General features: G+C 35.3%; 16 protein-coding genes. 9 read left to right on the plus strand and 7 right to left on the minus strand.

Features of this window, described 5'->3' with window-relative positions; translation table 11 throughout:
- Positions 1–45: 45 nt before the first annotated feature.
- Positions 46–1428: a dipeptidase gene (locus Q0977_RS05745; RefSeq protein WP_124217719.1), complete on the minus strand. Its 1383-nt coding sequence runs from the start codon at positions 1426–1428 to the stop codon at positions 46–48.
- 162 nt (positions 1429–1590) lie between these two features.
- On the opposite strand from Q0977_RS05745, the gene Q0977_RS05750 reads away from it, so the two are divergent.
- Positions 1591–2838, plus strand: coding sequence for a hemolysin family protein (locus Q0977_RS05750; RefSeq protein WP_299511298.1), 1248 nt, complete (start codon positions 1591–1593; stop codon positions 2836–2838).
- A 381-nt stretch (positions 2839–3219) separates the two neighbouring features.
- Complete coding sequence (locus Q0977_RS05755) at positions 3220–3768, plus strand: RNA polymerase sigma factor (RefSeq protein WP_124217717.1); 549 nt, start codon at positions 3220–3222, stop codon at positions 3766–3768.
- A gap of 204 nt (positions 3769–3972) precedes the next feature.
- Here Q0977_RS05755 and Q0977_RS05760 read toward each other — a convergent pair whose 3' ends face one another.
- From Q0977_RS05760 to Q0977_RS05780, 5 genes are all read right to left on the minus strand, one after another.
- A complete protein-coding gene (locus tag Q0977_RS05760; RefSeq protein ID WP_119413994.1) occupies positions 3973–4398 on the minus strand; it encodes a MarR family winged helix-turn-helix transcriptional regulator in 426 nt (141 codons plus the stop codon).
- 24 nt (positions 4399–4422) lie between these two features.
- Entirely contained in the window at positions 4423–4827 is a 405-nt protein-coding gene (gene spx / locus Q0977_RS05765) for a transcriptional regulator Spx (protein WP_119413995.1), read from the minus strand.
- Between the two features lie 317 nt (positions 4828–5144).
- On the minus strand, positions 5145–6707 hold the full coding sequence (gene abc-f, locus Q0977_RS05770; protein ID WP_299511305.1) for a ribosomal protection-like ABC-F family protein: 1563 nt from the start codon (positions 6705–6707) through the stop codon (positions 5145–5147).
- Between the two features lie 334 nt (positions 6708–7041).
- Positions 7042–7233, minus strand: a complete 192-nt coding sequence (locus Q0977_RS05775) for an SE1832 family protein (protein WP_119413997.1) — start codon at positions 7231–7233, stop codon at positions 7042–7044.
- Positions 7234–7280: 47 nt separating this feature from the next.
- Entirely contained in the window at positions 7281–8357 is a 1077-nt protein-coding gene (locus tag Q0977_RS05780) for a CMP-N-acetylneuraminic acid synthetase (RefSeq protein WP_119413998.1), read from the minus strand.
- Positions 8358–8592: 235 nt separating this feature from the next.
- Here Q0977_RS05780 and Q0977_RS05785 point away from each other — a divergent pair, with 235 nt between their 5' ends.
- From Q0977_RS05785 to Q0977_RS05815, 7 genes are all read left to right on the plus strand, one after another.
- Positions 8593–9156 (plus strand): NADPH-dependent FMN reductase, encoded by a 564-nt coding sequence (locus Q0977_RS05785; protein WP_119413999.1) that lies wholly within the window; start codon positions 8593–8595, stop codon positions 9154–9156.
- A 261-nt stretch (positions 9157–9417) separates the two neighbouring features.
- A complete protein-coding gene (locus Q0977_RS05790; protein WP_299511310.1) occupies positions 9418–11592 on the plus strand; it encodes a DNA topoisomerase III in 2175 nt (724 codons plus the stop codon).
- Between the two features lie 134 nt (positions 11593–11726).
- Complete coding sequence (locus tag Q0977_RS05795; RefSeq protein WP_299511312.1) at positions 11727–12362, plus strand: hypothetical protein; 636 nt, start codon at positions 11727–11729, stop codon at positions 12360–12362.
- 15 nt (positions 12363–12377) lie between these two features.
- On the plus strand, positions 12378–12860 hold the full coding sequence (ybaK, locus tag Q0977_RS05800) for a Cys-tRNA(Pro) deacylase (RefSeq protein WP_299511314.1): 483 nt from the start codon (positions 12378–12380) through the stop codon (positions 12858–12860).
- A gap of 422 nt (positions 12861–13282) precedes the next feature.
- Complete coding sequence (locus Q0977_RS05805; protein WP_367269443.1) at positions 13283–13918, plus strand: YitT family protein; 636 nt, start codon at positions 13283–13285, stop codon at positions 13916–13918.
- A gap of 286 nt (positions 13919–14204) precedes the next feature.
- Positions 14205–16322 carry a choice-of-anchor J domain-containing protein gene (locus tag Q0977_RS05810; protein WP_124217705.1) on the plus strand — a complete coding sequence of 706 codons (2118 nt, stop codon included), beginning with the start codon at positions 14205–14207 and terminating at the stop codon, positions 16320–16322.
- A gap of 293 nt (positions 16323–16615) precedes the next feature.
- Positions 16616–17812, plus strand: coding sequence for a glycine C-acetyltransferase (locus Q0977_RS05815; protein WP_299511320.1), 1197 nt, complete (start codon positions 16616–16618; stop codon positions 17810–17812).
- Between the two features lie 136 nt (positions 17813–17948).
- On the opposite strand, the gene Q0977_RS05820 is transcribed toward Q0977_RS05815, so the two are convergent.
- Positions 17949–19139, minus strand: a complete 1191-nt coding sequence (locus Q0977_RS05820; protein WP_299511322.1) for a pyridoxal phosphate-dependent aminotransferase — start codon at positions 19137–19139, stop codon at positions 17949–17951.
- Position 19140: the final 1 nt, after the last annotated feature.

Consider the following 19140-nt stretch of genomic DNA (forward strand, 5'->3'; position numbering starts at 1 on the left):
AAAAACCGGAATTCCTATTAATAGGAATTCCGGTTTTTTTAGAATCTATTTTGATAAATTGGCGATTTCGTAATAGTAATCACTAATAACACGAAGTCCTTTATCAAAGTTTTCTAAGTGGAAATGTTCGTTTGGTGCATGGAAGTTTTCTGTTGATAAGGCAAAGCCCATCATGATAACAGGCACCTCTAGGATTTCGTCAAATGTAGCTACGATTGGAATAGAACCCCCTGCACGAATATAGGCTGTTTTTGTGTCATATTGAGTTTCATATGAACGACCAGCAGCTTGAATATATGGATGATCAAGCGGAGTGATAAAAGGTTTCCCTTTATCGAAATCAGTTACTGTAATGTCCACACCAGCTGGTTTATGTTTTTCAATATGTGCACGTAATTGTTCAACAATTTCGTAAGGGTCTTGATCAGGAACTAAGCGACAAGTAATTTTTGCTCCAGCAGTTGCAGGAAGAACTGTTTTAATACCTTCACCTGAGAAGCCGCCAAATACACCGTTTACTTCTAAAGTTGGACGAGCCCATGTGCGTTCAAGGTAAGTGTAACCTTCTTCGCCATATAATTCTTTGACACCAGCTTCTTCTTTAATGCCTTCTTCGTCAAAATCTAATGCTTCATAAGCTGCTTTTTCTTCAGCTGTAATTGGACGGACTTTATCGTAGAAACCGTCTACCGCAATCGTGCCATGTTCATCGTGGAATGAAGATAGAATATCAGCTAATGCATGGATTGGGTTTTGGACACCGCCACCATAAATACCTGAGTGAAGATCTCCTTTAGCAGCACGAACGTCAATTTGAACACCTGTTAATCCGCGTAATGCGTAGCATACTGCTGGACGACCTGGTGCATAAAGACTTGTATCTGAGATTAATACTAAGTCTGTTGCAAGATCTTCTTTATGAGCTTCAACAAACTCAGGAAGATGTACACTTCCGATTTCTTCTTCACCTTCGATTAAGAATTTTACGTTAACAGGTAGTTCACCATTTTCTTTCATCAAACCTTCAATTACTTTTACATGCATGAACACTTGTCCTTTATCATCGCTTGATCCGCGTGCATATAAAATATTGTCACGAATTTCAGGTTTAAAAGGTTCGCTATCCCATAATTCCAAAGGATCTACAGGTTGAACATCATAGTGACCATAAACTAATACAGTTGGTTTTCCTTCAGCGTGTAACCAATCCGCTGTTACAACTGGATGACCAGCCGTCTCATTGATTTGAATGTTTTCAAGACCAGCTCTCTTCATAGACTCTCCAAGAAAATTAGCTGCCTTTTTCATATCTTCTTTGTGCTCAGATAAAGAACTGATGCTCGCAATAGATAAAAATTGTTTCATCTCATCAAGATGTTCATCTCGATGTTTAGTAAAGTAAGTGTCTAATGCTTCTAATTGACTCACTTAAATCCCTCATTTCAGTATTTCGATAATAGAATTATTATACCATAGCCATCTATTTATATAGAAAACACAAGGTTTCCAAAATACAGAGTTCACTAAAATATGGTATATTATGAAGTGTAATATTGGAACGGATTTTAAAGTTTTGTGGGAGGAATATAGTTGGAATTTATTGGATTAATAATATGTTTGCTCATATCATTTTTCTTTTCAGGAAGTGAAACAGCTTTAACAGCTATTAATAGGATGAAGGTTCAATTGAGAGCAAATCAAGGGGACCGTATGTCTCAAAAATTGAACCTTTTGCTTACTCAATCAGACCGTATGATTACGACGATATTAATCGTCAATAATACCGTTAATATTTTGATGCCGACATTATTGACAATCATTGCTTTAAGACATAATTGGCAAGTTTCAGTGGCTACGACGATTTTAACGATTATTATTATAATATTTGGGGAAGTCCTACCAAAAACAATTGCTGTTACATTTGCTGATCGACTTGCATATGTTGTTGCTCCAGTCATTGCGTTTTTTGTAAGAATTCTTACACCAATCACATGGATTGTACAAGGATTTACAAATTTGTTTATCCGTATTCTTTCAAATGGTACAGTAACTGAAGCAACTTTAACAAAAGAAGAGTTAAGAGGTATGGTTGACGTTGCTTCTACGGAAGGTACATTTGATGAGAGTGAATCTGATCGTTTGAAAGAAATGTTGGATTTTCCGGATAAGGACGTATCTGATGTAATGGGGACACATCGTACAGATGTAATAGGATTAACCATTGATGCTACTTATGATGAAGTACGAAATACAATTTTAGAGTATTCATTTACTCGCTATCCTGTTTATGAAGAAAGTTTGGACAATGTAGTAGGGATGTTCTATTCAAAGAAATTCGTGGAATGGTCATTAAATCCTTCGAAGAAGTTAGTTGATTTTATCGATGAAGACCCATTATTTGTAGTTTCAACTGTAAGCATTGAGAAAGTGTTTACTTTAATGCTTACACAGAAGAAACATTTAGCTATCGTATTAGATGAATATGGCGGTACACTTGGAATCGTTTCACATGAAGATATTATTGAAGAAATGATTGGGCTAGAAATTGAAGATGAATCTGATGAGGAAGAAGAGTCGCTCGTTTATGAACTAACAGAAGATACACTAGTCTGTCATGGACGATTAGAAATTGAAGAAGCCAATGAAATCTTCCATGTGGACATCCCTCAAGATCACGAAACAGTTGGGGGATTTGTACTGGAGCAAAGTTTGCATATTCCCGAACCTGGTGAAACGTTTGATTTTGAAAACCTTCACATTGTTGTAACTGAAGTCGATGATAGCCGAATTATAAAATTAACGATTACAAAGCAAACTTTTGAAGAGCAAGCAGAATAAATTATTATATAAATGCCTAAAGCATACGATGCTTTGGGCTTTTTTTATCGAAAAGACGGTAATCTTGGTAATTTATAAATAGTTGAGGAGTGGGCCGGTCTATATATAAAAATAAAAGAAATGGAGTTCTAAATCGACTTGTGATAAAAGAGGTGAGAGCGGTGATAAAGGACCTGAGTTATAATAAACGAGTCTTAATTTGTGATAAAGAAAGCTATTGTTTTTCTTTCAATCAACGTTTGAAAAACATTCATTACACATAGGACTGTCAAACCTTACATGAATGTAATGTAATTGAAAGTTAATCCGATAGAGTGAAAGCTTTGTTTTTGCGAAAATAGGTTTATCAAAGCAAGACGATAAACCGGAGGATATTTAAAGATGAATACTACACTTGAAAATGTTTATGAAGAATACAATCGTTATATATATCACTTATGCTTAAAACTAACACGTAACAGAGCAGAGGCAGAAGACCTCATGCAAGAAGTTTGGGTAAAAGTTGTCCGTTATGAATCTTATGTTGCAGAAGTTGAACACGTAAAAGCATGGCTTACTACTATTTGTATGAATACATTCCGCGACCGCTATCGCAAAAATGTTCGTCGTAGCAAATATATGATGAGCCAACCTGAAACATTAGACGTACCAGTACTAGATTTGGTTCCCAACAATGATCCTTCTACAGAAACAGTTGTAGAACAAGAAGCCGTTTCAAAAATTGTTCAAGAAAAGATCAATCAACTTGATAGTATCTATCGTAATACGCTTTTATATTTCTATGTCAATCAATATTCTTTAGTAGAGATTGCTGAATTGATGAAAGTATCTATTGGAACAGTGAAATCTCGTCTATTCCGTGCAAAACAACGTTTAAAAGATATTATGATGTCTGATGCAACTTCAAAAGAAGTCATTTTACCTGCATAATAATCAATATCAATTCTAATCACAGCACTAGACGGTCTATACAGAGGTCGTTGGCTGTGATGAAGGTTAGAATGAATAAAAGGGGCTGCCCCATAAGTAGAAAACTTACGGAGCAGCCTCTTTTTTTATAATAAGAAATCTCATTTTCGCGGTGGTAGATTTAGTTGTACCACCAGGAGCAGATGTTTTTGTTTGCTTTAAAAATTATCCAAGCAAGCATTTAGAGAAAATAATTTTTAAAGACTGAATCTCATCTTCTGTAAGCATGCCGAACATACGATCGACAATGCTATTAATATGTTCATGGGCAGCCTCTAAAAGTTCATGTCCTGCATCAGTAATTTCAAGTTGAGAAGCGCGACGATCGGTTGGGTTCTGTGTTTTGTTAATATAACCAGCTTTCATCAACTTTGTAGTGAGTACAGTAACACCACCTGTAGTGACGTGTAGTTTTTCTGCTAAAGAGGATGGACGCATTGGACCTTCCGATTCAAGTATATCCAGTATGAAGATGTGCGTTTTTGACAACCCCATCGTATTATGGCTATTCCACTCGTTTGCCCACTTTCTTTCTAATGAAGATACAACTTCAAAAAGGGAAGTAATCTTTTCTCTTCTTGCCTCATTCATAATTTTCATCTCCAAAATGTATCATTAACTTTCATACGATAAGCGTTGCATTTCATACAATTCATAAGCACGAACTCTACGAGGGATAAAGCGACGGATATCCATTTCGTTATAACCAACTTGAAGACGTTTTTCGTCTAAAAGAATAGGGCTACGTAGCATTTTTGGATGATCTTTTACAATATTATAAAGTTCTTGTATAGATAATTGTTCAACATCACAATGTAAATTTTTAAAATCCTTGGAGTTTTTTGAGATGATTTCATCTGTACCATCTTCAGTCATACTTAAAATGCGTTTGAATTCAGAAAGTGTTAAAGGTTCGGAAGTAATACGTTTCTCTTTATAAGAGATATCGTTATCACGTAGCCATTGTAAAGCTTTTTTAGATGAAGTACAGCTTGTTTGAGTATAAATTGTAACTGTCATATAGATTCCTACTTTCTTTATTCATATTATATTTATATCTTACCAGTAAGATATTTATAAGTCAACAAAAAATTAAGAAAAAATGAGTATGGTTAACGAAAAAATGTGCAAATTCAAGAAATGTTCACTTTTTATAAAAATGTATCACTGTATCAATATAATGCGATAATATTTTGAGTCAGATTAGTGAATATGAATATTTTTTAGGCATTTTAAGACTATTTGTAAATATAAAAAGTACAATTCAAAATTAGTTTTTGAATTGTACTTTTAGAAAAGCATCTTAAATTATTATCTCCAAATGAGTAACGTGAAAATTATTGATGGCCTTGAGCGAACCATTCTGCGACATTCCAAACTTTTGTGACAAGTCCATCGTAGAATTCTGGTTCGTGACTGACTAATACGATGGTTCCTTTGTATTCTTTCATGGCACGTTTTAGTTCTTCTTTTGCGTCTATATCTAAATGGTTTGTCGGTTCATCGAATAGCATCCAGTTACTTTCTTCCATCATTAATTTACATAAACGAACTTTTGCTTGTTCTCCACCGCTCAATTGGTTCAATGGACGAGAAATATGATCATTTTTTAATCCAGTTTTTGCAAGTAATGCACGAACGGTCGCTTGTTCTAACGCAGGATAAGCATTCCATACATCATCAATCGGTGTAATAGATCCAGCCTTTACCTCTTGTTCAAAATAGGAAGGATATAAGAAATCACCTCGTTCGACTTTACCACCAAGTGCAGGGATTTTACCTAACATGGTTTTTAATAAGGTAGATTTACCAATACCATTCATCCCGACAAGGGCAATTTTTTCACCACGTTCAATTTGGAAAGTAAGTGGTGGAAGTAGTGGTTTATCCTTGTCATATCCAATTAGTAAATTCTCAGCTTCTACAACATAGCGACTAGAACTACGAGATTCTTTGAATGAGAATTGTGGTTTTGCAGCTGTTTCAGGACGGTCAATTCTTTCCATACGATCTAATTGTTTTTGACGTGATTTTGCACGACCTGTAGTAGAAAAACGAGCTTTATTTTTGGCGATAAACGTTTCTTGTTTTTTGATAAACTCTTGTTGCTTTTCATAAGCATCGATATGCTGACGTTTATTGATTTCAGCAAGCTCGAGGAATTTTTCGTAAGTAGCTGTGTAACGAGTTAGTTTTGAAAATTCCAAGTGGAAAATAACATCTACTACACCATTCATAAATTCCGTATCATGTGAGATTAATAAAAAGGCATGTGGATAACCTTTTAAATAATTGCTTAACCAAGTAATATGTTCTTCATCTAAATAGTTGGTAGGTTCGTCTAATAGTAAAACTTTTGGTTTTTCTAATAGAAGTTTTGCTAATAATAGTTTTGTACGTTGTCCACCTGAAAGTGCAGTAACGTCACGCTCTAAACCAATGGCATCTAAACCAAGGCCACGTGCAACTTCCTCAATTTTTATATCTAATGTATAGAAATCGCCTGCATCCAAGGCATCTTGAATAACAGCCATGTCTTCAAGTAAATTCTCTAATTCCTCAGGTGTAGCATCTGCCATCTTAGCAGTAATTTCGTTCAACTCTTCCTCTTTTTTATATAAAGGCAAGAAAGCATCACGTAATGTATCACGTATTGTTTTTCCAGGTGTTAATACTGCATGTTGATCTAAATAACCATAATGTGTACCTGGTAGCCATTCAACGCGACCAGTATCATGAATTAGTTCACCCGTTAGAATGTGCATTAATGTTGATTTACCAACACCATTTGCTCCAACAAGACCAACATGTTCTCCTTCTACAATACGAAATGATACATCTTTAAAAAGGGTACGATCGCCAAAAGTATGGCCTAATTTTTCAACTGTTAATATACTCATTGATTTTGGGTCCTCCGTATCCATGCCATAAAGTACGCATGGGTAGTGTAATTAGTGGTGTATTTGGTGAAAAGTATTTATCTCGCGTATCGAGCAGTAAGAAACCTACCTCAAAATTGCGAGAAATGAAAAGGATAGGTCGGTGAAGCTGCTCGTAAAAGCCTGATTGGTTCAACAAAATCATAAGTGGCAATGAAGTCAACTTAGAGCTATTGATAACGTTGCACTAGTTCTCGTAAATCGAAAATCAGCCACTTATGAAAGTTTTACTCTTTAAAGGATTTTCTTATATAGTTTTTAGCACAGTAAAAGCGCCTTTAAGTGGGCAGGCGCTTTAGGATTCGTAAGCTTTTAACTGGTTGTTCAAATCAGCTAGTTGTTTTTCCATATCAGAAAGGCGCTGTTCAGCTTTTTCAATAAGCTCTGGATATCCTGTGGATTCTAATTTTTCGATATCACCTTGTTGGCGAATATAGTCGCTTTTTAGTTCGGCAATTTGATATAGTAATTCATCTTTTGTTGGCATGACAAAGCTCCTTTGTGGATAAGATATCAATTATGTTCATCTTTTTGTTATTGTATCATACCACTAGTTTTCTTGGCTTGTTCTTCAACTAAAAAAGCAGTTGATTTTGCAGGACTTGCGATGAAGCTTTTTAATAATGACTGAATGTATTGGTTGTTACGATTTAAATCAATATTAAGTTGCTTGCGAATAGCATGTTCACACCTTGTTTCATGTAGGAGATATTCCATCACTGCGTTCTGCAACAAGGATTGCTTTAGCTTTTTGCCTAACCCTAGATTGATAAAACCGTTTGCTTCGGTAGGGAAGATATGTTGCATATCTAGCTCATCTTGGCAAGTAACGATACAAGGAATGCCGATTGTAGCTACTTTATAAGGTGTATATTTTGCTCCACAAATAACAATATCCGCCACTTCTAATAATTCATAGAGGGCGTTATCTTTTTGTATTACCTTAATATTCTTTCGGCTAAGTGCCATTAGTTTTAGTTCATCCACATCATGTGCATAACTCATTTGCACAATCACCGAAACTTGTATAGGAATTTGCAGTTGTAACAAATGGCGTAGAACACGATAGCTTGTATTTTCTGGGTCTGAACCTTCAATCGCTACAACAATATGAGGTTTATCTGATAAATTATCTGCATTTTTCGATATTGCTTGCAATTGTTTTGGCACAACATAGGAAGAAGGGCCGACTAAAAAATGAGGTAATAATTTTTCGCGTTTTTCTTGGTACAGCGTATGGAAAACACAATCTGCTGATGAACCTCCTTCTCCGAAATCATCAAAATGGAGAATCGTAGGGATAAATGTTTTCAAGTGATCGATTAAAGGCAATTCAGTGTTACCGGCATCATGAATAAGTAAATCAGGTGAAAGCTTAGAAAGTTCAGCTATTAATTGTTTATCGTTTTTATACACAATTGGAGTAATGCCTTTTTGTTTTAAAAAATTTAGAGCGTGTTCGTCATGTCTAACGAGTATTTCAGTTTGTTGCTTGTCGAACATGGCAGAGAGTGTAATAATTCTTTCAATTGGGTAAAGATTATGGCAAGGAGTCACAGCTCCTACAAAGACCGTCTTTTTATTTGTTTCCTCATTGTTTTTATATTTCATATATCTCCATCCTTTCCGCTGCTCTTTTCAATTTATGGGATGAAGAGGTGTAATATGTATAAAATCGTATCGAATCTATAAAACTCTAGAAATTATAGTGTTTCTATAAATTTAAGGGAGATTTTACTTTTCCGTCAAAAGACTGATTTGTGCTTATTTCAAGCATGGTACCTTATGAAAGGCTTCCGCATTTGTTACAATAACTCTAGGAATTCTGAATTGGAGGAAACATCATATGAAGATTTTACTTCTTGATGGCACCATTATTGGTAGAAAAACCGGTGCTATTTTAGAGCAAGTTGAACAATATATAAAAGAATTTGATACTAATTTAGAAATTGAACAATTACATTTAGCTGATTTCGATCATCAATTTGTAGATGGTCGTCCGTTTGACCAATATAATGACGATATGAAAAAATTAGTTAAAACAATTGAAGAAGCAGATGGATACATCTTGGCAACACCAATTTTCCAAGGGTCAATACCTGGGGTTTTAAAGAATACATTTGATTTTCTTCATCCAAAAGCATTGAGATACAAACCAGTTTCAATCGTCGCAAATGGTGGTACTTATCAACATCATTTGGTAGTAGAAAATCAATTAAAACCAATCCTTGATTATTTCCGTGCATTAGTTACACCAAATTACGTGTATACACATGCTGGACATTTTGATAAAGAGAACAAAATTATTGATGAAAACGTTCATGAACGTCTTCGCGAAATGGCGCGTGTATTCGTAAAATATTGCGAACTAAGCAAGAACTTACCGAAAGAAACGATTGATCAACACTAATATTAAAATATGATTAAATATGAAAAGAGCTGTATTCGATGTAAAATCATTGCCGAATACAGTTCTTTTTATACGCAATGAGTGGAATTATTAAGATTATTGACACGCTTAGAAATTTTAATTAACAGAAGTATTGGGGATGTTCTTCAAAATTTTAAAAGGCAACATTTAGGTAGCATGTTTCAATCCGCAATCCTAGCATCATTTTTTAATCTATACGTTATTTCCGTTATAATAGAAGACATTGAGAGGAGCAGAATTATGTCTAAATCTTTAGTTTTAGCTGAAAAACCATCTGTGGGACGTGATATTGCACGTGTCTTAGGATGTAACAAAAAGGGGAATGGCTTTTTAGAAGGTTCCCAATATATTGTCACTTGGGCGCTCGGCCATTTAGTGACACATGCAGATCCAGAACAGTACGATAACAAATATAAAGAATGGAAAATGGAGGATCTACCGATTATCCCAAATCCATTTAAGCTAGTACCAATTCGTCAAACAACAAAACAATTTAATGCAGTGAAGACACAACTTGCTCGTAAGGATGTTAATCAGGTTATTATTGCAACAGATGCAGGACGAGAAGGGGAACTTGTTGCCCGATGGATTTTAGAAAAAGCGAAATGCCATAAGCCGATTAAACGTCTGTGGATATCTTCAGTCACAGATAAAGCGATAAAAGACGGTTTTGCACATTTAAAAGACGGACGAGCATACAACAATTTATACGAAGCAGCAGTTGCACGTGCAGAAGCAGACTGGGTTGTAGGGATTAACGCAACTCGTGCATTGACAGTGAAGTATAATGCACAACTATCAACAGGTCGAGTACAAACACCTACACTTGCTATGATTGCGGAACGTGAAGAACAGATCAAAAACTTTAAACCAAAAACTTATTATGGACTTCAAGCTATCACAAACGAAGCTACATTTACATGGTCTGAAAAAGGGACTAATCAGACACAATCCTTTAATAAGGAAAAAATTGAGCAGTTACTAAAAAAACTCGATCATGTTCATGAAGCAATTGTAGAAGATGTTCAAACAGTGCCGAAAAAAACGTTCGCACCAACACTCTTTGACTTAACAGAATTACAAAAAGAAGCACACAAACGCTGGAGTTGGTCTGCAAAAGAAACGTTATCCACATTACAAAACTTATATGAACACCATAAAATTGTTACTTATCCACGGACAGATTCCAAACATTTAACATCTGATATGGTGGGCACGTTAGCTGAACGTATTAAAGCATCAGCGGTTGGGGATAACCGTGCTGCGGCTAACTCATTGTTAAGAAATAAACAAGTAAGACCACAAAAAGGCGTAGTGGATAACGCCAAGGTTTCAGATCACCATGCCATTATTCCAACAGAAGAACCAGCTATTTTGCCTAACCTTTCTGACAAAGAAAGAAAATTATACGATCTTATTGCCAAACGATTTTTAGCAGTATTCTTTGGACCTTATCAATATGATCAAACAACCGTTACTTTGAATGTAAGTGGCGAAATATTCAAAGTAAAAGGCAACACGGTTCGTGATGAAGGATGGAAAAAGGTATATCACCAAGATGATGAAGAATCATATAGTCATACATTGCCAGTATTCAAAAAAGGTGAAAATGTAAAATTACGTGCCATTGCGATGACACAGGGAGAAACCAAACCACCAGCACGTTTCAATGAAGGTACACTACTTGCAGCAATGGAAAATCCAACGCAATTTATGAGTGGGGAATCCAAAGAGTTGATCAAAACATTACATGAAACAGGTGGTATCGGAACAGTTGCAACACGTGCTGATATTATTGAAAAACTCTTTAAGTCATTTGTTATTGAGAAAAAAGGAAAAGACTTATACACAACGTCAAAAGGTCGTCAGCTATTAGACCTTGCACCTGCCGATTTGAAATCCCCAGCATTGACAGCACAATGGGAAACAGAATTAACGAAAATTGCTAAAGGTTCTGCAAAAAAATCCGATTTCATTAATAATATGGTTAATTTTTCTAAAAAGGCAGTAAAAGATATTAAAACTAGTGATAAAAAGTTCAAACATGATAATGTTACTGGCAAGCATTGCCCAGATTGTGGAAAACTTTTACTCGAAGTAAACGGAAAACGCGGTAAAATGTTAGTCTGCCAAGACCGTACTTGCGGATATAAGAAAAAATTATCGACATTAACAAATGCACGTTGTCCAGTTTGTCATAAAAAATTAGAATTACGTGGCGAAGGAGATGGACGTATCTTCGTATGTTCATGTGGGCACCGTGAAAAACTATCTGCTTTTGAAAAACGTAAAAAGGCAACAGGCAATACTAAAGTATCGAAACGCGATGTTCAAAAGTATATGAAAAAGCAAGATGAACCAACAAATAATGCAATGGCAGAAGCACTCCAAAAATTATTTGGGAACAAAGATTAATTGGGTGTTGATATTTAGTTTTATTTACCTACTAAATATTATTGGAAGATTTAAGTAAATAGACATTTCTCTATCTCAAATATTGGTGATAATATAGTAATAACTATATCGACATTGGAAAAGAGGTGATTGACATGAATGTGACTTCTCTTGTGAGTACTCGTTATGCTGAAGTTGAAAATCGTAAAAGAGCACTTCGTCAGAAAAATGCAGATGATGCATATCGAAAAAATGCTCAATATTTTAAGCCGAAATTTAATCCAGCGCTAGAAGAATTAGTGGACTTATTGACAGGAAAAAAGGAAAAAGACCATCAACCTGAAGTTCAGGCTGCGATTCAAGATTTAAAACAACAAAAGGATCTTATAGAACAACAGAACTCAGCTGTTGATGATGAAATAGCCTCTACACAACTAGTGGATCCTATTTCTTCAGATACTCAAACCATTACAATTTTAGAGGATGTACGCGATGCAGCATTGGCTCCAGAAAATCCAAGTCAACAGGATTTTCAAGTGGCTGCCACCGCTACTGAAACAATTCAAAAAGCACAAAGTCAATCTACTCATGATACTGAATTATCTAATGTCCGCCAAATGAACGACCATGAGAAAACAGAAAGTACTACTACAAGTGATAGCTCTGTAATTACAGAAGAAAAAACAAAACAACGTCTTTTCAAAAAAGCCATTGCTCGTTACACTTTCCATATGCAAATGGCTAAACAAGGATTCCATTTTGCAGAACCAATAATTTATCGTGCTGTATAGAGGAAGTGATTTACTGTGGCAAAACATAAAATACAAAAGACAAATGCAGTACGACTATTAGATCGACAAAAGATTCCTTATATACTTGCAGAATATGAAGTGGAAGAGGGAAAAATAGACGGTTTATCAGTTGCAACAAAGATTAACCAACCGGTAGAAAAGGTCTTCAAAACACTTGTAGCTACAGCTGGTAAAGGCAATCTCTATGTATTTGTAATACCGGTTGCAGAAGAATTAAATCTAAAAAAAGCTGCAAAAGTTGTAGGGGAAAAGAAAATCGAAATGCTCCATGTAAAAGATTTACTTCCGAATACAGGTTATATTCGTGGAGGTTGTTCACCAATTGGTATGAAGAAGCAATATCCTACATTTATCGATATTTCTGCTGAACAGGTAGATGAAATGTATGTAAGTGCAGGAAAAATTGGTATGCAAATTTGTATTACACCTGAGAATCTAGTAAAAGCTGCAAAAGCACAAATAGTATCTCTTACTTAAATGTTAATGAATTATATAGAAGAGACTTAAGAGTTTTAGCTAACGGAAATCCGAACTATAATGTGAAATTGTATTTAAATTCACATTTGTTCGGATTTTCTTTTTATTAATATTCTATAAAACACTTCTGATATTTTTCCGAATGAAAGTATTATCTCTCAGTCCTCGGTAGGGATGAAGAAGCTTCCTAACTCATGAATTTCATCTTATATCCTCTAGAATATAAATTTGAAAATTAGTACCCATTCATCAAAAATGTTTGAAAGTTGTAATCTTTTCAATTGTGATAGTTTCTTGATACAATAGAAAAGTTGTCAAAAAATTATTAAGCTAGCTTTATCTCATGTTAAAGGGATGTAACAACCCCAATTTATGGAGGCTTTAACTTATTAATTGGCAATTGTTTTATTGTAGAAAGAAGGATGTATGTGAAGAAAGCAAATAGATGGCGTTGGTTATTCTTTTTTACGGGGCTTTTGGTGATTGGGCTAGGAATTGCATTAACAGTAAAAGGCCAACGTTTTGGAGTAGGATCATGGGATGTTCTCCATATTGGATTATTTAATCATTTTGGCTTATCTATCGGTTTATGGTCGGATATTGCAGGGGTTCTCATTATCACCGTATCCTCAATAGGTATGCGCCAATTTCCTAAAATAGGGACATTTTTTAATATGATTTTTGTTGGGTTATTTCTAGATTTTTTCAACTGGTTATTACCGGATGTTCATCTTATTTCATTGCAATTTATGGACTTCTTCTTAGGCGTTGTCTTAATCGCTGTAGGGGGAGGTATTTATATTTCTGCTAATTTAGGTGCTGGTCCTCGAGATAGCTTAATGTTATTAGCTGTGGAGAAGTTCCATTGTAGTATTACTGTGGCTCGTACGATTATGGAAATTGTTGTTGCATTTGCAGGGTACCTTCTTGGAGGACCTGTCGGTATTGGAACAATTATTATGGTATTCGCACTTGGACCAATTGTACAAATTTCTCTATCATTTTGTCGCAAACTACTAAAGAAATGTATTGGAGAAAAACAGGTTACATTTTTTTAATAGATTATAAAATAAGTAAATAGACAAAAATAAAGCCGTGAATCTTTTACTCATTGTAAAATTTTCATGGCTTTTCATTTTTTGACTCAGATAAGGATGTTGGTCATTTGTGACCGGATTTTTGTTTGAAATAAGGCGTATATAAATATTATTTTACATATATTTACCATTATATTAGGTACAGTGATTATATTAAAATCGTACTCTTGTATTATTCTCAGAATATTCATACATGTTAGAATTATTAATGTAAGAACTTCAAAAAAATGGGGTAAGGGGTTGTTTTATGAAGAAGACAAAGTGGGTTTCTTTATTACTTTCAGGTAGTTTAGCATTATCGCTACTTAGTCCAATATCTATTGGACATGCGAATGCGGAGACAAAGTCTTATGAGAATTGGAATACTGAGCGATATGGTGATCGTGTTGATATCGATGGCCAGCTAAACAAGCAGACAGAAAGTGAAGTTTTCCAACAACAAGCGGAGAAGAAGATTAAAGAGCAAGCTGATGAAGCTAAAAATTTAGCGGAATCAGATGAAGAGGCAGATCCTAATTTCTCGTATGATGGAGGAACAAAAGTATTTTTGAATCGTAATTTAGCTTTTAAAGAATTTACTTTGCGTAGTGTGGGGGACAACGTAGAGATATGGGTAGCACATGATTTATCATATGGACCTAATAATCCTAAAAAGCCCGATGTTGTAACACAAGCTCAAGTGGACAAGCTTCGTGATGAGTTTGATCAAAATATTTATCCAAAGGCTACCGACTTCTTTGGAACGCCTAATGCATTAGATGGCTCTCAATCACCGTTGCCAGATTTGGTTGGATTACCAAAAGACTATTATACGGGTTCAGATAAAGTCATCATGCTTGTTGATAATATACAAGATGAAGGATGGAATAATCCAAATTATCCTTTCTTTGTTGCAGGTTTCTTCTGGCAAACACTTGAAAATTATATTAATCGTAATATTATCACCATCGATACAAATTCATGGGATACACGCTTAGAATCTACTTTCTTTGGTACGACAATTCATGAATTACAACATTTAATTCAAGCAGATAATGATCCATCTGAAGAAACATGGCTTAACGAGGGAATGTCTACTTTCTCAGAATATTTAGGAGGATATGGCCATGAAGATGGATCGATTAATTTCTTCCTTGATCATCCGGAAAATTCTCTTGTGAATTGGGATGAACATTCTAATGCTGAGACAGGTCCAGAAACAATTGCTGATTATGGAGAAGTTTATCTATTTACTCTTTATCTATATGACAAGTTTGGTCATGACTTTATCAAATCGTTAGCAACTGATGGTACTTCACAAGGTATCGAAAGTGTAGAAAAGGTATTAAAGCAATATAAAACGAAAAAGAACTTTACAGATGTCTATCAAAATTTCATGACAGCCATTACATTGGATGATCGTTCAGTAAGCAAAGATTATGATATTGATAGCATTAATTTGCGAGATTTAGTGGTTGATCAACAAGGGACAAAACGTGGCAAAACAGTAGACTTTGAGAAAGCACAGGTTTATGAAAAACAAGGTGTTCCTGCTTGGGGCGGAGACTTTAAATCACTTGATTTTTCGAAAGAAATTAGAGGCATGAAGTTTAATGGAGCAGATTTCCTACCATTGCAGTGGAAATCAGTGAGTGATCCACTTGGATCCGGCAAACAAGTTTTATGGGGGAATACAGGTAGTCAAGCTGACAACCAAATGATTTTCGAAGCAGATCTGTCTACAGTCAATAATGCTACTTTGAAATTTGATCATTATTACCAAATTGAAGAACAATGGGACTTTGGTGCAGTCCAAGTATCTACGGATAATGGTGAAACCTGGACAAGTTTAGCAAATAGCAACACTAGAGAGGATATTACAGAAGAAGGCTATCCAAATACCAAAGGAAATTTACCTGGATTTACAGGAACAAATGGCGGCTGGACAGCTGAATCATTTGATCTTTCTAATTATGCAGGGAAAAAGGTGTTAATCGCATTCCGTTATATGACCGATTGGGGTTCAGAGGAAGCTGGTTGGTATATAAACAATATTAGTATACCAGAAATAGGATTATCTAAATCTGGATCTTCTACAGAAGGTTTCCAATCTATCGGACAAGTTAAAAAGGAATATCTAGAATATGTTGTGACATTTATTCAAACAAAGAAAAATGGTAAAGAACGTGTATATCATGTAAATCCATTTACAGTAACAGATGCACAGGCACTTGATATCCAAAAAATTCTAAAAGAAGGTAATGTGAAGATGATTACTTCTTATGCAGCAAAACCAGGTCTATTAAATCCAGTAGACTTTGCTTATGAAGTAATTTTAAAAGGGGATAAACCTAACAAAGGAAAGCAAAAGGGGAAAAATAAATAGTATGTAAGGGGGGTGCTTTAAGTGCAAAACTTATAGCATCCCCCCTTCTTTTTATGCCAGAAATTTGTTTAGTAGTATTGGTCCTATAATGGTCGAAATCAGGATTGTGCCACACTCTTCGTAAAGGTTTCTTTTCAGATAAGACCCTTCTCTGTAAATACAACTGTATTTTTCAGAAGTACATATAATATTATTTTATTGAGGTATGTAGTTGTCTGTGGGAAAACAGTTCTTTTCAGGAGTACAAAATAAAAACCTGATATGCTACAATATCGATATAATGTATGAAAGGGATGATGACCTTGTCTAACGTACTCAACACATTCGTTAATGACAACTTGCAAGAACTTCGTGACCAAGGCTTATACAACGAAATTGATCCCGTTGAAGGAGCTAATGGTCCAATTATTCAAGTACGTGGTAAGAAATTGATCAACCTATCTTCAAACAACTATCTTGGCTTAGCAACAAATCCAGAGTTAAAGGAAATTGCTAAAAAAACAATTGACTCTTATGGTGTAGGTGCAGGAGCCGTTCGTACTATTAACGGTACACTTGATCTACATGTGAAATTAGAAGAAAAATTAGCAGAGTTTAAAGGAACCGAAGCAGCGATATCTTATCAATCTGGTTTTAACTGCAATATGGCCGCTATCTCTGCTGTAATGGATAAAAATGATGCAATTCTCTCTGACCAGTTAAATCATGCTTCCATTATTGATGGTTGTAGACTATCAAAAGCAAAAATTATTGCTTATAACCATTCCAATATGGAAGATCTTCGTAAAAAGGCAAAAGAAGCAACTGAATCTGGTCTTTATAATAAAGTCATGGTCATTACTGATGGCGTCTTTTCAATGGATGGCGATATCGCAAAACTTCCTGAAATCGTTGAGATTGCAAAAGAATTTGACCTTATTACATATGTCGATGATGCTCATGGCTCAGGTGTAACAGGTAAAGGAAAAGGGACTGTAAAACAATTCGGTCTACAAAATGACATTGACTTCCAAATTGGTACGCTATCCAAAGCAATCGGCGTTGTTGGTGGTTATGTAGCAGGAAAGAAAAACCTAATCGATTGGTTAAAAGTTCGTTCACGTCCATTTTTATTCTCAACAGCATTACCACCAGGTGACGTAGCAGCAATTACACATGCAGTTCAAATGTTAATCGATTCAACAGAACTATGTGACAAGCTTTGGGAAAATGGCGATTATTTAAAAGCAGGACTTAAAAAACTTGGCTTTAACATCGGTCATTCAGAAACACCAATCACACCATGTATTATCGGAGATGAAAAACTAACACAGCAATTCTCATCTCGTCTAATTGAGGAAGGCGTTTATGCAAAAGCGATTGTCTTCCCAACTGTTCCAAAAGGTACTGGTCGCGTTCGTAATATGCCTACAGCAGCCCATACGAAAGAAATGCTAGATGATGCATTAGCTATTTATGAAAAAGTGGGTAAAGAATTAGGGGTTATTTAGTAAAGAAACTAGAAGTATATTATGGATTTTAAAAGAATGCTATGAAGATTGTTTTAAACGTCTTCATAGCATTTTTGATGTTATTTAATGATTGGGTCTATATTTTGGAATATAAAGAAATTACTTTATTTAAAAATTAGTTTTTCGCTAGTTCAGCTTTTTCTTTAAATAAACCTAGTTTTGCAATTCTTTGAATGCCTTCTTTTAATCGTTGTTCATCTACTAATAAGCCTACTCGTATATAACCTTCTCCATACTTACCAAATCCATTACCAGCAGCGACAGCAACGTCTGCTTTTTCTAAAAGTAAATCAGCAAATTGTTGACTTGTGAATCCTTCTGGAACGGGAAGCCATGCAAAGAAAGATCCTCTTGGTGCAGTTACAGGCCAACCAACTTCGGCACAAGCATTGATCAACGCGTTTCTTCTGTTTTCATAAATAGCCACTTGTTTCGTCACGCAAGATTGGTCTCCAGTTAATGCTTCAACTGCTGCAAGTTGTATAGCAGGGAATAGGCTAACAAAGAGGTGATCTTGTATAAGGTTTAATGCTTCGACAATTTGTGCATTACCAACTGCGAAACCAACACGCCAGCCTGCCATATTATACGTTTTGGATAATGTATAGCATTCAATGCCAACGTCTTTGGCTCCTTCAGTTTGAAGAAAACTAATTGGTTTTTTACCATCAAAGCCAATAGCTCCATAGGCGAAATCTTGCAGTACAACAATATTATTTTCTTTTGCTAATTTGACGGTGTCCTCATAAAATTCTTTTGTAGCAACCCCGCCTGTAGGATTATTTGGGTAGTTTAAATACATTAATTTTGCTTGTTTCTTAACATCTTCAGAAAGCTTTTGATAATCTGGAAGGAAGTCATTTTCAGCCAATAGTGGCATTGTTTCAAATTGAACATCAGCCAATGTGACACCAGATAAATAATCAGGATATCCAGGGTCTGGTAATAACATTGTGTCCCCAGGGTTCAAAATGGCTAAAGGTAGTTCAACAAGCCCGGCCTTCGCACCGAAAAGAACCGCTACTTCTGTAGCAGGGTCAATATCCACATCGTATTCACGTTTATAAAATGTAGCGACTGCTTCTTTTAACTCAGGTAATCCACGGAATGGTGAGTATTTATGCATTTGTGGATTAGCGGTTGCTTCTTGCATGACTTTGACGATATGTGGCGGAGTAGGTTGATCTGGATTTCCTTGCCCTAAGTTTATAACATCTCTTCCTTCTGCAACTGCAGCACTTACTTGCTTCACAAGATTTGCAAAAAACTGTTTCGGTAAATTTTGTAGTTTTGTGGATAACTCCATT

It is taken from the genome of uncultured Rummeliibacillus sp., from assembly GCF_934216135.1.
Lineage (GTDB): Bacteria > Bacillota > Bacilli > Bacillales_A > Planococcaceae > Rummeliibacillus.